A 15852-nucleotide genomic window follows, 5' to 3' on the forward strand; every position below is an offset into this window, starting at 1 on the left:
CGTCTACGCCGTCATCCGGCATGATGGCTTAGCGATCCCAGTACGACTCTTCGAGGCTATCCTCACGCTCCGGTAATCCCCGCGTCAAACGCGGAGAGTGTTGGTTCAGCACCTGATAACTCACGCGATTGGCATATTTACACACCTGCGCTAATGACGAATAGGTCAGCCAGGTGAACTTATGCTTGCTGGAATTCGGTACATTCGAACGGTGGTAGCTGTTGGCGGTAATATCGTGCAGCAGTGCTGCCAGCGCGCCATCACCTGCGCCATTGGTGTTCATGATCTTTTCCGGGCCACCCATATACGGCGCGATATGGGAATAAACGCGCAGCGGATGGCGACAGTCTTTATGACGCATCGCACGGCTGAACTCATACTGGTTAAATTCGGCAATCGCGCCCGGCAGCAGCGGGTGCTGGGTTTTGCGTTTAGCTTCCTCTTCGGTAAAGCCCGCCATGTACAGCCCTACCGGTCCGGCAGTACACAATACCAGATCGACCCAGTCCAGCGCTTTGTCAGACGCCAGCAGCGGATCGTTTTCGCCGGTCAACGCTTCAGCCTCTTCTTCATTCATCGCCAGAATTGAGACGTTCTCCTTCAGGAAATCCTGCCACCATTGCGGGTTATCGGCGATAACAAATTTAGTTCCGAGCGTCAGCACCACCGGCACATTGTGCTTTTTGGCATACTCAATGGCCTTCATGGTGGCTTCCGGCATCGGCTCGCCCGGCTTACAGCGCACCAGATAGGAGGTCAGTACCAGCGCCGATGCCCCGGCAATCACCGATTCCGGAATGCTTTCCGCACGCAGTTGGTTCATGTGCCCTGGGCTGATGGCAAACGTTCGTTCGCCGGATTCGCCAATCAGGGTAAAGCAGCGGCCAATCGGTCCATCAACGCCCTGCAGATAATTGAGATCGGTCCGGCTGGAAGTGTTGCACAGATAGCGGTAAGCGTAACTGCCAATCTCAATGTTACTGCACATCACCCCCAGCAACACCGAACGGTCATCGGCCAGCACGGAGTAGTTGTGCATAGTGTTACCAATGGTCCCGCCGGCAAACTGATGGGTGATCAGATTGTCACGCACCAGTTCCTGATACAGCGCTTCGGCCACATCGTCCTCAATCACCAGCGAATGCCCGGCGCTTAGCCCATAACGTTGCACAAACGAATCATCCACTTTCGCTTCAATATCTACCAGCGTCTGGTCAATCCCCACCACCCATGCGGCGCTGGTTTCATTTTCAGCCTGGATTTGTTGCAGCAGCGGATCGCGTGCGTTGACGGGGAAATAGTGTTTGGATTTGCGTTTACCGGGAAATTTCATGACTGTTTTTACGGGTGGCTAACGGAGCGGTGAATGGTAGCACATTCCCCTTGCGACGACAGAGTTTCAATATCGGACGAACGGATCGCAGTTTCCCCGGGGGAAGTTTTTACAATGGGCCGATTTCACAAGGAGCGTTTTATGAAACCGGAAAACAAACTTCCCGTACTGGCGCGCATTTCAGATGAGATGCAAGCCGTGCTGAATGTGCATCAGGACGATCTGCCCCCCTGGCCGTCCGCCGATGACGTGGCAGCCATGCGTCAACACTACATTCTTGAGCGCCGATTCTGGAACGCGGACGCACCGCAGATGCCAACGCGAGAATATGCCATTCCCACACGCTGGGGAGAGGTGATAACGCGCCTGTACAGCCCAACGCCAGACAGTCGGGCAACGTTGTTCTATCTGCACGGCGGCGGTTTTATTCTCGGCAATCTGGATACCCATGACCGCATCATGCGCCTGCTGGCACGTTATACCCAGTGCACGGTGATTGGCATTGACTATTCGCTGTCGCCTGAAGCGCGCTTTCCGCAGGCCATAGAAGAGACCATTGTCGCCTGTCAGTTTTTTCATCAGCGGGCGGACGACTATCAGTTGAATATGACGCATATTGGCTTTGCCGGTGATTCCGCGGGTGCCATGCTGGCGCTTGCCAGCGCGCTATGGCTGCGCGATAAGCACATCGCCTGCGGAAAGGTAGCGGGCGTGCTGTTGTGGTACGGCCTGTACGGTTTACAGGACTCGGTGAGTCGACGACTGATGGGCGGCGACTGGGATGGTCTCAGCCGCGAGGATTTGAAGATGTACGAAGAAGCGTATCTGCGAAATAGCGACGATCGTGAGTCGCCGTACTATTGCCTGTTCAACAACGACCTGACAGAAGCGGTGCCGCCCTGCTTTATCGCCAGTGCGGAGTTTGACCCGCTGATCGACGACAGTCGCCTGCTCTTTCAGACGCTGGTTGCACACCAGCAGCCCTGCGAATACAAAATGTATCCCGGCACACTGCACGCCTTTCTGCACTACTCGCGGATGATGAAATCTGCTGATGAAGCATTACGCGATGGCGCGCGTTTCTTTACTCAGCAGATTAACGCAGCACGTTAACGGTACGCGGCCGTCAGTTTTAGCATCATATCGATATGTTCCGGCGTGGCATTCAGCGCCGGAATATATTCATACTTTTTACCGCCCGCTTCGAAAAAGATCTCTTTATTCTGCACCGCAATTTCTTCCAGCGTTTCCAGACAATCTGCCGCGAAGCCCGGACACATCACCTGAACATGCCCCGTTCCCTTTTCGCCTAACATCTTCAGCGTTTCGTCAGTGTAAGGCGTCAGCCATGGCTCACGGCCAAAGCGCGACTGGAAGGTCATCATTACCTTTTCTGGCGGCAGCCCGAGTGCAGAGACCAGTTCACGGGTGGTGTCGCGACAGCGCTGCGGATAGTCGTCGCCTTCATCAGCAAAACGCTGGGGGATGCCGTGATACGACAGCAGCAGTAAATCCGGTTCGCCGTGTTTGGCAAACGAGGCTCGCGCACTGTTCGCCAGCGCATCAATATAGGCGCGGTCATCGGCGTAATCGCGAATAAACGAAATGCCGGGAATACGCCGTTTACGCGCCAGAATGCGCGCCAGCTCATCCCAGACCGCAGCGGCGGTGGAGCAGGAATATTGTGGGTAGAGCGGCAGCACGACGATGTGATCAACGTGATTCGCCAGCAGTTCGTCCACCGCGCTTTCCAGCGACGGCGAGCCGTAACTCATGCCCAGCGCCACCGGCGTGTCCGGTAAGCGCGCAGCAAGCGCCTGCTGCTGTTGCTGGCTATAGACCATCAACGGCGAGCCGCCTTCCATCCAGACTGACTGATAAAGCTTTGCCACACGCGGAGCGCGCAGTGGCAAAATCACGCCGCGCAGCAGCGGCCACCACAACACACGGGGCGTATCGACAACGCGTTTATCGCTTAAGAATTGCCGGAGATAACGTGTTACTGCCGCCGGAGTGGGGGCATCGGGAGTCCCAAGGTTTGCCAGCAGGATACCGGTTTTCGTCTGACGCATTACCGCCTCTTATCGATTCAAATTGTTGATAATTGTAGCGGAAAAGCGCGTAAGAAGAACTAATTGCTGTGAGAGGTCATGCGGATAGTTGCCTGATGGCGCTAACGATGCCGGTAGGCCGGATAAGGTGTTTACGCCGCCATCCGGCACCGATTGCCTGATGGCGCGGCGCTTATCAGGCCTACAAGATAATGGCAGGCCTGATAAAAGGTGAACGACGCGAAAAACTTAGCCGAGGATTTTTTCCAGCGCCGCACGCACGTCAGCTACGGCCAGAGTCCCGTCAACTTTCGCGTATTGGGTGTTACCCGCGGCCGCTTCTTTCTGGTAGTAACCAATCAGCGGTGCCGTCATCTGATGGTATTCCACCAGACGTTTACGAACCGTCTCTTCCTGGTCATCTTTACGGGTGGTCAGTTCTTCGCCGGTCACATCGTCTTTTCCTTCCACTTTCGGCGGATTGAATTTGATGTGGTAAACACGGCCAGAAGCAGCATGCACGCGACGACCCACGATACGGTCAACGATCAGCTCATCCGGTACGTCGAATTCGAGAACATAATCCACCACGATGCCCGCTTCTTTCATGGCGTCAGCCTGCGGAATCGTGCGCGGGAAGCCATCTAACAGAAAACCATTACGGCAATCTTCCTGCGCGATACGCTCTTTTACCAGCGCGATCACCAGCTCATCGGTCACCAGCTTGCCGGCGTCCATGATGTCTTTCGCTTGTTTGCCCAGCTCGGAGCCAGATTTCACGGCGGCACGCAGCATATCACCGGTGGAGATTTGCGGAATACCATACTTCTCCATGATGAACTGAGCCTGAGTTCCTTTACCCGCGCCCGGAGCGCCAAGCAGAATGATACGCATTACGAAAATCCCCTTAAAGGTTGTCGATATTTTTTAAAAAGCGCTAAACGATACCACCATCACGCCATTGGCTCAAGGAAGCGGGGTAAGGCTGAAACGGTTAATGAGGGGAAGATGCGCGAAAAAAAGCCGGATAGCGGTGCAATCACCTTATCCGGCCTACAAAAGCAGATTTAACCGTAGGCCGGACAAGCGTCAGCGCCATCCGGCATTACAAAGCCGTGCTCAGGACACCAGCAACTGATTCATACGGCGGATGAACTGGTTTGGATCTTCGAGTGTACCGCGCTCAGCAAACAGCGCCTGATCCAGCAGCAGTTCAACCCATTCCTTAAACTGTCCTTCATCCTGGGTATCCGCCGTACGTTTCACCAGCACGTGGTCCGGGTTAAGTTCAAAGATGTATTTCACTTCCGGCACGTTCTGACCCGCTGCGGCAAACAGTTTCGCCATCTGCGTGCTCATTTCGTCCGCGTCGGTGGTGACGATCGCTGGCGTATCGGTCAGACGGTGCGTCAGACGCACATCTTTAACCCGGTCGCCCAGCAGGTTTTTCACGCGCTCAACAAACGGTGTCAGCGCTTTTTCCGCTTCTTTCGCGCTTTCGTCAACCTCATCAGCCAGCTTGTCGATCGACTCGTCCGCTTTGGCGACGGACTGGAATGCTTTACCGTCAAACTCGGTCAGGTAGTTCATCATCCACTCGTCAATACGATCGGAAAGCAGCAGTACTTCGATGCCTTTCTTACGCAGCAGTTCCAGATGCGGGCTGCTCTTCGCCGCCGCGTAGCTGTCTGCAGTGATGTAGTAAATCTTCTCCTGCCCTTCTTTCATGCGAGAGACGTAGTCTTCCAGCGAGACCGTCTGCGCAGAAGAGTCGGTATGTGTCGACGCGAAACGCATCAGTTTGGCGATGGTTTCCTGGTTAGCATGATCTTCCGCCGGCCCTTCTTTCATCACCAGACCAAACTGCTGCCAGAACGTCTGGTATTTTTCAGCGTCATCTTTCGCCAGTTTTTCCAGCATCTGCAAGACGCGTTTGGTCAGTGCGCTACGCAGGTTGCGGGTAACGCTGCTGTCCTGCAGGATCTCACGAGAGACGTTCAACGGCAGGTCGTTAGAGTCGATAAGCCCGCGCACGAAACGCAGATAGTTCGGCATGAACTGTTCGGCGTCGTCCATGATAAAGACGCGCTGGACGTACAGCTTCAGCCCGTGTTTGTGATCGCGATTCCACATGTCCCACGGTGCCTGAGACGGGATATACAACAGACTGGTGTACTCCTGCTTCCCTTCTACGCGGTTATGGCTCCAGGTCAGCGGATCGGTAAAATCGTGCGCAATATGCTTGTAAAACTCGTTGTACTCGTCGTCTTTGATTTCCGACTTGTTACGGGTCCACAACGCTTGCGCCTTGTTGATTTTCTCCCAGGAAACGACGGTTTCGCCGTCTTTCTCTTCCTGCTTTTCAATTTCAACGGGCAGCGCGATATGGTCGGAGTATTTGCTGATGATGGAACGTACGCGCCAGTCATCAAGGAACTCGTCTTCGCCTTCGCGCAGATGCAGGGTAATTTCCGTTCCGCGATCGTCTTTGGTGATATCGGCAACGGTGTATTCGCCTTCGCCCGCCGACTCCCAGAACACGCCGTTCTCCGGCTTATCACCGGCCGCACGGGTGCGAACGGTAACTTTATCTGCAACGATAAACGCAGAATAGAAGCCAACGCCAAACTGACCAATCAGTTGGCTGTCTTTTGCCTGATCGGAGCCCATGGATTCAAGGAAAGATTTGGTGCCGGACTTCGCGATAGTCCCCAGATGATCGATCACGTCATCACGGTTCATCCCCACGCCGTTATCGGCGATGGTCAACGTACGCTTATCTTTATCGAAGGAGACGCGCACGCGCAGTTCACCGTCGCCTTCATAGAGGTCCGGGTTCGACAGCGCGCGAAAACGCAGCTTGTCTGCCGCATCGGAGGCGTTAGAGATAAGCTCACGCAGGAAGATTTCTTTATTGGAATACAGAGAATGGATCATCAGGTGCAGAAGCTGCTTTACTTCTGACTGAAAACCACGAGTTTCTTGTCCTTTCATGTAGATCTACCTCAACAATGCCATTTTCAATGGTAAAAACACGTTGAGGATGAAATGGGGACAGGCGGGAAGGATTTCAAGCGGAGGCCGCGAGCGCAGCCTCCGTTTGGTCAGAATTTAATCTTGTGACGTCCGGCCAGAGAATGCGACAGCGTGGTGCCGTCCACCATCTCCAGTTCACCGCCGACCGGCACACCGTGAGCAATACGGCTGGCGTCAACGCCATATTGCGCGCAGAGCTCAGCAATGTAGTTCGCCGTCGCTTCCCCTTCGACCGTGGGGTTGGTCGCGAGGATCACTTCACTGAGTTGCTCGCAGGACAAGCGCTGCTCAAGTCTGTCGAGACCGATATCATCCGGCCCGATGCCATCGAGCGGCGACAAATGCCCCATCAGCACAAAGTAGCGTCCGGAAAACTGCCCGGTCTGCTCGATCGCATAGATATCCGCCGGACTTTCGACCACACAAATTTGACCGTTTTCCTGACGACGCGGATTCGAACAGATATTACAGACGTCCTGCTCGGTGAAAGTGCGACAATCGGCGCAGTGGCCGATTTCCGACATCGCCCGGGTGAGCGCTTGCGCCAGGCGCATCCCGCCGCTGCGGTCACGCTGAAGCAACGTAAACGCCATGCGCTGCGCCGACTTTGGGCCAACGCCCGGCAGACAGCGCAGTGCTTCCATAAGCTGAGTTAACAGCGGGCTGGTTTGCATCAGAACGGCATCTTAAAGCCTGGCGGCAGTTGCATACCGGAGGAGACAGACGCCATCTTTTCTTTCTGCGTCTCTTCGATACGGCGCGCAGCATCGTTGAACGCTGCCGCAACCAGATCTTCCAGCATCTCTTTGTCATCTTCGAGCAGGCTTGGGTCGATCTCCACGCGACGGCAGTTATGCGCGCCGTTGATAGTCACTTTCACCAGACCCGCGCCAGATTCACCGGTCACTTCCAGCTTTGCGATCTCTTCCTGCATCTGCTGCATTTTTTCCTGCATCTGCTGGGCCTGCTTCATCAGGTTACCCAGACCGCCTTTACCAAACATAGGCTTCTCTCTCAATCACGTTAAGGGATGACAATCATAAGCGACGCTTACGATCAAATGGGACGAATACTCTCTTCATCCAGATCCGCATCGAAGAATCGACGCAGGGTCTGGATGTTGTTATCCGCAACTATCGACTCGCGCGCCTGCGCAAGTTTCTCTTCATAAATCGCCTGACGCCACTCCAGCGGCGTTCGCACCGCCGGATTATCATCTTCTACGATGGTCAGTTCAACCGCTGATCCCGCAAGCGCACTCAGCGCCTGCGCCAGCTTTTGCTGCGCACCGCTGGAATTCAGGTGACGCTGGCTGGAACGCAAATGCAGACAGACCGCATTACCATTTTCTTCTTTCCAGGCATTAAGCGCGACCTGCTCAACCAGTTTTGGCAGTGAAAGCTGACTCACCTGCGCCGCCCATGGGTCGCGTTCAATCGCTTCTGCCGCCAGCTTCGCTGCAAGTTCCGGCGTTTTCTCATGCTCCAGCGCTTTCTTCAGCGCTTTCGGCGTGGCCACCACCTCTTTCACTTCCGCAACCGGTGTGGTCGCCTTCCAGCGATAGGCTTCTTTCTTCGCCGGAGCCTGTTCGAGCGCAGACGGCGCAGGACGAGCCTGCACACGTTCTGATACCGAAGCCAGTCTTTCCAGCGCAGCGTTATTCACCGGCCGCGCGCGGGGTGCGGCTGCCGGTTCACTCTTTTTTGCTTTGGTTGCTCCCTGCGCACGTTGCAGTTGGTTACGCGCCGCCAGCACCTGACTGGTGGATTCGGGCAAGGGTACTGCCGGAGCCGGTTGCGCGGGTGCAGACTGCTGCGGCACCTGGGTCGGCGTCATCACCGCCGTTGGCGCGACAGGGGCAAACGATTGTCGAGAAACCTCGGGTTCCGGTAGCGGCATACGCGGATGAAACGCCAGCGCCCGCAACAAGGTCATTTCAACGCCCATGCGTCTGTCTGGCGCGTACGGCAGTTCTTTACGACCGATCAACAGCGTCTGGTAATAAAGCTGAACGTCCGCAGGCGGCACGGTGCGCGCCAGTTCACGCATGCGCACTTCAATTGTCGCCATCTCGCTGCCGAGCGCGGCAGGAGACAACTGGACCAGCGCGATACGGTGCAGCAGAGCAAGCATTTCAACCAGCAGCGCTTCCCACTCGATTCCCCGCGCTGCGGCCTCATTGACCAGCGTCATCACCCGTTCGCCGTCGGCGGCGATTACCGCCTCCACCAGCGACAGCGCCTGATCGTCATCCAGCGTGCCGAGCATCGCGCTCACCGCCTGGGTGGAAACCTGGCCGTCACCGCTGGCTATCGCCTGATCGGTCAGACTCAACGCGTCACGCAGACTGCCGTCTGCCGCACGGGAAAGCAGTTGCAGCGCACGCGGCTCGTGAGCGATCTGCTCTTCATTAAGAATATGTTCAAGTTGATGGCGGATCTGGTCAACATCCAGCGCTTTGAGATGGAACTGCAGGCAGCGGGACAAAATCGTTACTGGCAGTTTTTGCGGATCGGTTGTCGCCAGCAGGAATTTGACGTGCGACGGCGGCTCCTCGAGCGTTTTGAGCAGTGCGTTAAAACTGTGTCGAGACAGCATGTGCACTTCGTCGATCAGATAAACTTTGAATCGACCGCGCGCCGGCGCGTACTGGACGTTATCCAGTAGATCCCTTGTGTCTTCAACTTTGGTGCGCGAGGCGGCATCGATCTCAATCAGATCGACAAAACGCCCTTGCTCGATTTCACGGCAGTTATCACACACGCCGCACGGGGTGGCGGTGATGCCGGTTTCGCAATTCAGTCCCTTTGCCAGCAGACGGGCAATAGAGGTTTTACCGACACCCCGGGTACCGGAAAACAGATATGCATGGTGAATACGCCCTAACGACAAGCCGTTCGCCAGTGCGGTCAGCACATGTTCCTGGCCGACGACGTCAGCAAAGGTTTGTGGGCGCCATTTTCGGGCTAAAACCTGATAACTCATTGGCTGGCTCTGAAACGCTGGAAGGTGGATTCATAGGGGGGAATGCTAACACAACCTCGCACATTCAGCGAGGTTGAGAGGTGATATTCAGGCGTCATCGTTGCAGCCAGTTTGGTGACGGACAGCGCGCAAAAACCGGAGCGTACTGACAGTACGTGAGGATTTCGAGCACTGACCGGGGCCAAAATGGCAAATAAGATAGCCTGAATCAGTGCCCCGGGAAGGGAACCAGGCTATAACAGTTAATGCCCTGCTGCGCCAGGCGCTGTTCGCCGCCGAGGTCAAACAGATTGATGATGAACGCCGCATCGGTCACGTCACCGCCCAGACGACGGATCAATTTCACGGTTGCTTCAATCGTGCCGCCGGTCGCCAGCAGATCGTCAACTACCAGCACCTTATCACCAGCGTGGATCGCATCAGCGTGGATTTCCAGTTGATCGGTGCCGTATTCCAGTTCGTAGCTTTCAGCGATCGTTTCACGCGGCAACTTGCGCGGTTTACGCACCGGCACAAAGCCAACGCCGAGACCCAACGCTACCGGCGCGCCAAACAGAAAGCCGCGTGCTTCGGTACCGACAACTTTGGTGATGCCTGCATTTTTGTAACGCTCAACCAGCAATTCGATGCTAAGCGCGTAAGCTTTCGGATCTTCCAGTAAGCTTGTGACATCACGGAAAAGAATGCCCGGTTTCGGGTAATCCTGAATGCTTTTAATGCTATTTTTGAGAAACTCAAGCTGCTGTGCAGTTGCGGTCATAAGTTTGTGCCTGATTAATACGGTGTTACTTCACGGCGCACTATACACTTCATCCTTCAAGCTGTCTCTTTGTTGACTGCCTTCATTCATCCCAGCCACTTACTTATGTAAGCTCAGGGATTCATTCAGTCCGCCTCGATGCACCTTGAATGCCAGTGTGTGTATAGAAGGTCAACATTCATTTGACCCGGCGCGCCTGTGCTCGAAAACGGTCGAATTTACTGGCTACCGCTTGCAATTGCAACCGCGATTATTGCACTTCAGTGCTTTTGTTGCTTTTCGTCAATCACTGGTATTCGCCACATAAATATCAGCAGGCAGACCAGGATCACCAGTAGCAGGATCCGCACCCACCACATCGGCGTCAACCACAGCGATACGGCGAAGGTGAGGAGGATCATAATGATCGCGCGGGGCTTAACGCCCGGCGGCATTGCCTTATATTTCTGCCAGAATCGCAAATAGCTACCAAACCACGAACGGTAGAGTAACCAGTCATGGAAACGTGGCGATGAGCGGGCAAAACACCAGGCTGCCAACAGGATAAACGGTGTCGTCGGCAGTACAGGCAACACGACGCCCAGCGTCCCTAATACGACCGCCAGCCAACCCGTGATGATTAAAAGGATTCGTTGCATAATAAAGGCATATCGCAAACCAGAACGCTACTTTAGCATAACAGTTATCATTTTCATCGGAGTGTTACATTGAAAACCGCCATGCTGCTGCAAACGCTGGAAGATCGACTCGCCCTGCTGCGCCAACGCTGCGCACCGGTGGCGCAGCATGCCACGATCGGCGCCCGTTTCGATCGCCATCTTTTTCAGACTCGCAGCACTCTGCTTCAGGCCTGTCTGGATGAAGCAGAAGGCCATCTCCAGGCGCTACGCCAGGCGGTAGCACAGCAGCAACTGCCGCAGGTTGCCTGGCTGGCTGAACATCTGGCGTCGCAACTGGAAGCGATCTCCCGCGAAACAGCCAGTTGGTCCCTGCGAGAGTGGGACAGTACCTCGCCGGGCGTGGCGCACTGGCAGCGTAAACGTATTCAGCATCAGGAATTTGAACGGCGTTTGCAGGAGATGACCGCGCAACGCAAGGCGCGACTGGCTCAGACCACCCGTCTTGATGAACAACAAACGCTGCAACGCGAAGTGGAAATCTATGAAGGTCGTCTGGCGCGCTGTCGCAAGGCGCTCGACAATATTGAACGTGTCCTGGCGCGTTTAACCCGCTAATACCTGGAGACGCTATGTCACTTGAAAACGCCGCGGATGAGGTCAAACTGGCCGTCGATTTGATCGTCCTGCTGGAAGAAAACAATGTCGCCCCGCATACCGTTTTGAAAGCGCTGGAAATGGTTAAACGGGATTATGAAAAAAAAGTGGCTCAAATGGCTGACAAACCGGATTGAGTTGTGCCTGATGGCGCGCAAACGCCATCAGGCATTCGGGAGTTTAATTAAACCGCAGGCGCCGGATCATCGCCTTTGATCTCGCGTTTAACCTCTGTGACCTCATCGCCCTTTTCGTTGCGCAGATGCACTTCAAGCTGGTTAAAGGCGATATCAATGTTGTTTTCACGACACAGACGATCGATCGACCGGTTCAGCTCATCAACCGTGTGGCTGCGATCGCGCAGTTCACGCACGTACAGACGCAGTTCGTGATCCAGGGTACTGGCGCCGAAGGTGGTAAAGAACACCGCCGGCTCAGGATCGTGCATCACTTTCGGATGCTCCATCGCCGCCTGAAGCAGGACTTTCTTCACTTTATCCAGATCCGAACCGTAAGCCACGCCGAGGCGGATCACCAGACGCGTGGTGGTATCAGACAGCGACCAGTTGATCAGGCGTTCGGTGACGAACGCCTTGTTCGGGATGATCACCTCTTTGCGATCGAAATCGGTAATGGTGGTAGCGCGGATACGGATCTTGCTGACGGTACCAGAGAACGTGCCGATCGTCACCGTATCGCCGATCCGCACCGGGCGTTCGAACAAAATGATCAACCCCGAGACGAAGTTACCGAAAATCTCCTGCAAGCCGAAACCGAGACCGACCGATAAGGCCGCTGCCAGCCACTGTAGTTTATCCCACGACACGCCGAGCGAACCGAAGACCGTCATCGCCCCGACAGCAATGATAATGTAGTTAAGGATCGTGGTGATGGCGTACGACGCGCCCTGGCGCATTTTCAGGCGCGACAGCACCAGCACTTCCAGCAGACCCGGCAGGTTGCGGATCAACGCCCAGGCCACCATTGAAGCAAGAATGGCAAATAGCAAGCTGCCCATCGTCACGCTTTTCACTACCGCCGCGCCAGCTTCGGTGCCGTTGTAGTGCCAGAGCGTAATGCTATCGAGATAGCTGAACACGGTGATCAAATCGGACCAAATCGCCCAGAACACCACCGCGAACAGTGAAACCATCAGCAACATCGTAATGCGCAACGTTTGCTGGTTCACCTGCTCGAGTGCTATGGTCGGTTCTTCCTGCGGTTCCGCTCCTTCGGCCCCCTCTTTCACCAGATTCTGACGACGCGCCAGCGCACGACGCCAGGCGATACGCCGCGCCGCGACGCTTAAACCGCGCAGCACCGTCTGGTACAGCAGGTTCCAGATGATGACCAGATAAACGGTCTCAATCCAGCGGCCCGACAGGCGCAGCGTAGTGTAGAAATAGCCGGTTGCCGTCAACACCATCAGCGCAATCGGGATGATTGACAGGACGGTGATCGTCACCAGGCGCAAGCCATGCGACTCTTTATCACGCCAGCTTTCGCGGCACATCGGCCACACCAGAAACGCGATCAGCAGCAGGTTGAGGAAAATCATCGCCTGCCCCAGCACATCGTCCATCAGATGCAGTGGAGAAAGCTCAGCCACGACGGACCAGAAGTGCAGCGGCAGCAGCGCCAGGCTAATGCGTACAATCTGGCGACGCCAGTGGCTGGTCAATTGCGCGGGCATACCGAAATGGCGAATCGCCACGCCGTCTTTTTCGAGCACTTTCCAGCATAACCCGAAGACCAGCCAGAAGATCGCCAGTTTTTTACTGAATGCCCACAGCAGGTCGCTGATGTTTAACTGCATGGTCAGCAAAATCAGGCCGACAGCCAGAATCAGCAGGCATATCGGCAACGCACGGACCAGATCGATCAGAATCGCTTTCGGTGTGTTTAGCTGACTGTCATTGCGCAGCGAGCCGACCGCGGCGGCGAGTTTCTGCTGCCAGGCTTTCAGCCACTTCAGACGCCAGCGAATCAGTCCGGCAATCAGCAGGAGCGGCAGCCCGGCCAGGAAGGCGATAAACACCGCCGGCCACGCTTTTTCCCAGTTCACCGTGATTTTCATCGACTTGAACTGATCTTTCAGCGACTGCGGGAAGGCTTTGATCCAGTCCCAGTCCATTGGCCGGTTGCTGTTCACCCAGAAGATTTGCTGGGTCAGGATCTCTTTCAGGCTTTTCGAGACGCTCATTAACTGCTGCTGATTGATTTGCAGGTTAATGGCCATCATGAGCTGATTGCCCAACTGCTTATTAAGCTGGTCCAGCAGTTCACGGCGCATATCAACAACCTGCAACAGCGCATCGTGGACTTCGTCATTCACCTCGTTGCTGTGACCTTCTTCCAGTTTGGCCACGAACGCATCGTTCTGGAACAGCGCGTCTCGCTGCTGATTGACTTCAAACTGTTCAAGACGCAGGTCCGCAATGCGATTGGTCATGTCAGAGAGTTCATCTGCCGACGGCAGCGTTTGCTGCTGCTGATAGAGGATACGCGACAGCAACAGACTGCCTTTCAGCACCGCGATTTGTTCTTTGATATTACGTTCGGATTGCAGCGCCCGGTCCAGCCAGTTCTTAACTTTGATGTTTTGCTGCATCAGCGAGTTGCCATTTTCCGTCGCCGTGATCAGGCGCTGGCTGAGCTGGTGGTTAATTTCCAGTTCCTGTTTCACCAGCGGGTTATCCTGAATGCGAGCAGCTTCATCTGGCGACATCGCCTCCTGCGCCGTTTTTTCCGTTAAGGTCAGGCGCTTACTGTTGACCGCTTCCTGCAATAGCTGTAGCTGATGCTCAAGCCGGTTGCTATTGGCAGTGACGTAGTCTCGCTGCTTTTGCAGGGTATCCTGCAATACCGTATTACCTTCCAGACTTTTTCGCTGTTGATCGATCTGGGTATTCAGCAACGCTTGCTGCGCCTGTAAAAGCACCTGCTGAGTGGGTCGCAGCGCCGCTTCGCCCACGTTGGTGCCGTCCAGTCGGTTGCGGATCTGCTGGAGCTGCTGAGAAGCCGTATACATCGCGTTTTGTACACGCTCTGGCTGCGTTTGCAGAGAGACCAACTGGCTGTTATAGGTGGCGAGATCGTTTTGCGCGTTCTGTAAATCATCCAGCACCTGCGCAACACGCATCTCTAACTGACGCAGTGATAGCGTACTGAGAACCTTACGGGTTTCATCATCATTATCCACATCGCTGAGGGCATTCAGCGCCTCTGTCGCCTGACGCATTTTTTCCGGCGCCTGCGCCACGCGCTGACGGAGCTGTGCCGTCTCGTCCTTCACCCGGTCGATTTTTTCAAGCGTGGCAATCGTCTCTGTGAGATCCTGCTGAACCAGCTTATCCTGCGCCGAGAGATCTTTTTGCTTATTGAGCGTATCCAGTTGGCTTTGCAGGTCAGCCTTCGAAGGCAGGTCGCTGTTCGATGGCGCACGGGCAATTGCCAATGACTGGCAAGACAGCATAAGGATGAAAACAGCCACCGAGATAAAAACAAAGTGCTGTGAACGTTTATAGAGCTGCAACATAGTCATGTGAATGAAGGTTTCTGAACCGAAAAGACGACCGAAAATAGTCAACGCGCAAGAATATCACGGCTGTGTCGGACAGAATAGCGGCAGCGAAACCGACCAGGATAATTCCTGGAGTCGCGTCAGGACACGGCGTCAGGTACCGTCGACCGCAGCGTGGGACAAAATGTTAACATTTCCAGCAGAACGGCGACGTAATCCCGGGCTTCTTTTTTGAGATCAAACGATTGTGGGGCAAAGAGCCAGTTTTCCATCAGACCCGAAACCGTAGCGCGCATCATCACCGCCGCCCGCCGCGTAATCAAATTTTCAGGCAACATTTTTGCATGAATACAGTGGGTTAAAGTTTGCTCGATCCGATCATAGCTCTCAAGACAGATGTTTCTTTGCGCCTGCTGAACTATAGTCATTTCTCCCACAAATTCACATTTGTGGAATATAATCTCCATCAATAAACGTCGCCGTTCTTCTGTCACGGTAGATTCAAGGAGATGAACGAGAATTTCTCTTAATACTGATAGTGGATCGTCGGGGAATTTTGCCTGATACTCAGTCTCAAGCTCACCAATACTGGATTCTGATAGTTCCCAGATTTCACTAAATAAATCCGACTTGTTTTTGAAATGCCAATAGATTGCACCGCGAGTCACGCCAGCGGCTTTTGCAATCTCCGCCAGCGAGGTGGAAGATACCCCTTGTTGCGAGAACAATCGTAGCGCTACATCCAGGATGTGTTGTCGTGTTTCCTGCGCTTGTTGTTTGGTTTTTCGTGCCATATGTCGGTGAATTTACAGGTGTTAGATTTACATACATTTATGGATGTATGTACCATAGCACGACGATAATATAAACGCAGCAATGGGTTTGTGGAC

The 15852-nt window shown here is 54.7% G+C and carries 14 protein-coding genes and 1 other annotated feature; of the genes, 3 read left to right on the top strand and 11 right to left on the bottom strand.

Annotation, left to right across the window (positions count from 1 at the left end):
• Window positions 1–28: 28 nt before the first annotated feature.
• A complete protein-coding gene (gene gsk / locus KE671_RS09010) occupies window positions 29–1333 on the bottom strand; it encodes an inosine/guanosine kinase (protein WP_206162630.1) in 1305 nt (434 codons plus the stop codon).
• Window positions 1334–1474: 141 nt separating this feature from the next.
• On the opposite strand from gsk, the gene aes reads away from it, so the two are divergent.
• On the top strand, window positions 1475–2446 hold the full coding sequence (gene aes / locus KE671_RS09015; protein WP_206162631.1) for an acetyl esterase: 972 nt from the start codon (window positions 1475–1477) through the stop codon (window positions 2444–2446).
• On the opposite strand, the gene hemH is transcribed toward aes, so the two are convergent.
• The 8 genes from hemH to KE671_RS09055 form a co-directional block, all read right to left on the bottom strand.
• Window positions 2443–3405, bottom strand: coding sequence for a ferrochelatase (gene hemH / locus KE671_RS09020; protein WP_206162632.1), 963 nt, complete (start codon window positions 3403–3405; stop codon window positions 2443–2445). The genes aes and hemH overlap by 4 nt on opposite strands.
• Window positions 3406–3633: 228 nt before the next feature.
• Entirely contained in the window at window positions 3634–4278 is a 645-nt protein-coding gene (gene adk / locus KE671_RS09025; protein WP_206162633.1) for an adenylate kinase, read from the bottom strand.
• 225 nt (window positions 4279–4503) lie between these two features.
• A complete protein-coding gene (htpG, locus tag KE671_RS09030) occupies window positions 4504–6378 on the bottom strand; it encodes a molecular chaperone HtpG (protein WP_206162634.1) in 1875 nt (624 codons plus the stop codon).
• Between the two features lie 110 nt (window positions 6379–6488).
• Window positions 6489–7094, bottom strand: coding sequence for a recombination mediator RecR (recR, locus tag KE671_RS09035; RefSeq protein WP_206162635.1), 606 nt, complete (start codon window positions 7092–7094; stop codon window positions 6489–6491).
• Complete coding sequence (locus KE671_RS09040; protein ID WP_001515903.1) at window positions 7094–7423, bottom strand: YbaB/EbfC family nucleoid-associated protein; 330 nt, start codon at window positions 7421–7423, stop codon at window positions 7094–7096. Before KE671_RS09040 ends, recR begins: the two co-directional genes overlap by 1 nt.
• Window positions 7424–7476: 53 nt before the next feature.
• On the bottom strand, window positions 7477–9405 hold the full coding sequence (gene dnaX / locus KE671_RS09045) for a DNA polymerase III subunit gamma/tau (protein ID WP_206162636.1): 1929 nt from the start codon (window positions 9403–9405) through the stop codon (window positions 7477–7479).
• Window positions 8080–8144 (bottom strand) — a sequence feature (DnaX frameshifting element). It overlaps the preceding gene by 65 nt.
• Window positions 9406–9613: 208 nt before the next feature.
• Window positions 9614–10165, bottom strand: coding sequence for an adenine phosphoribosyltransferase (gene apt / locus KE671_RS09050; protein ID WP_206162637.1), 552 nt, complete (start codon window positions 10163–10165; stop codon window positions 9614–9616).
• A 260-nt stretch (window positions 10166–10425) separates the two neighbouring features.
• On the bottom strand, window positions 10426–10803 hold the full coding sequence (locus tag KE671_RS09055; RefSeq protein WP_206162638.1) for a DUF454 family protein: 378 nt from the start codon (window positions 10801–10803) through the stop codon (window positions 10426–10428).
• A 69-nt stretch (window positions 10804–10872) separates the two neighbouring features.
• Here KE671_RS09055 and priC point away from each other — a divergent pair, with 69 nt between their 5' ends.
• Window positions 10873–11400 (top strand): primosomal replication protein N'', encoded by a 528-nt coding sequence (gene priC / locus KE671_RS09060; protein ID WP_206162639.1) that lies wholly within the window; start codon window positions 10873–10875, stop codon window positions 11398–11400.
• Between the two features lie 14 nt (window positions 11401–11414).
• Complete coding sequence (rsmS, locus tag KE671_RS09065; RefSeq protein WP_206162640.1) at window positions 11415–11576, top strand: pleiotropic regulatory protein RsmS; 162 nt, start codon at window positions 11415–11417, stop codon at window positions 11574–11576.
• Between the two features lie 47 nt (window positions 11577–11623).
• Here the strand turns inward: rsmS and mscK are convergent, their stop codons facing one another.
• Both mscK and acrR read right to left on the bottom strand, forming a co-directional pair.
• A complete protein-coding gene (gene mscK, locus KE671_RS09070; protein ID WP_206162641.1) occupies window positions 11624–14983 on the bottom strand; it encodes a mechanosensitive channel MscK in 3360 nt (1119 codons plus the stop codon).
• A gap of 119 nt (window positions 14984–15102) precedes the next feature.
• Window positions 15103–15756 carry a multidrug efflux transporter transcriptional repressor AcrR gene (gene acrR, locus KE671_RS09075; RefSeq protein ID WP_206162642.1) on the bottom strand — a complete coding sequence of 218 codons (654 nt, stop codon included), beginning with the start codon at window positions 15754–15756 and terminating at the stop codon, window positions 15103–15105.
• Window positions 15757–15852 lie beyond the last annotated feature (96 nt).

The sequence above is a fragment of the Citrobacter amalonaticus genome, assembly GCF_018252635.1.
Classification (GTDB): Bacteria; Pseudomonadota; Gammaproteobacteria; order Enterobacterales; family Enterobacteriaceae; genus Citrobacter_A; species Citrobacter_A amalonaticus_E.

Coding starts and splice junctions, on each gene's coding strand:
- gsk (WP_206162630.1), bottom strand. CDS start 1,333: ATGAAATTTCCCGGTAAACGCAAATCCAAACACTATTTCCCCGTCAAC.
- aes (WP_206162631.1), top strand. CDS start 1,475: ATGAAACCGGAAAACAAACTTCCCGTACTGGCGCGCATTTCAGATGAG.
- hemH (WP_206162632.1), bottom strand. CDS start 3,405: ATGCGTCAGACGAAAACCGGTATCCTGCTGGCAAACCTTGGGACTCCC.
- adk (WP_206162633.1), bottom strand. CDS start 4,278: ATGCGTATCATTCTGCTTGGCGCTCCGGGCGCGGGTAAAGGAACTCAG.
- htpG (WP_206162634.1), bottom strand. CDS start 6,378: ATGAAAGGACAAGAAACTCGTGGTTTTCAGTCAGAAGTAAAGCAGCTT.
- recR (WP_206162635.1), bottom strand. CDS start 7,094: ATGCAAACCAGCCCGCTGTTAACTCAGCTTATGGAAGCACTGCGCTGT.
- KE671_RS09040 (WP_001515903.1), bottom strand. CDS start 7,423: ATGTTTGGTAAAGGCGGTCTGGGTAACCTGATGAAGCAGGCCCAGCAG.
- dnaX (WP_206162636.1), bottom strand. CDS start 9,405: ATGAGTTATCAGGTTTTAGCCCGAAAATGGCGCCCACAAACCTTTGCT.
- apt (WP_206162637.1), bottom strand. CDS start 10,165: ATGACCGCAACTGCACAGCAGCTTGAGTTTCTCAAAAATAGCATTAAA.
- KE671_RS09055 (WP_206162638.1), bottom strand. CDS start 10,803: ATGCAACGAATCCTTTTAATCATCACGGGTTGGCTGGCGGTCGTATTA.
- rsmS (WP_206162640.1), top strand. CDS start 11,415: ATGTCACTTGAAAACGCCGCGGATGAGGTCAAACTGGCCGTCGATTTG.
- mscK (WP_206162641.1), bottom strand. CDS start 14,983: ATGACTATGTTGCAGCTCTATAAACGTTCACAGCACTTTGTTTTTATC.
- acrR (WP_206162642.1), bottom strand. CDS start 15,756: ATGGCACGAAAAACCAAACAACAAGCGCAGGAAACACGACAACACATC.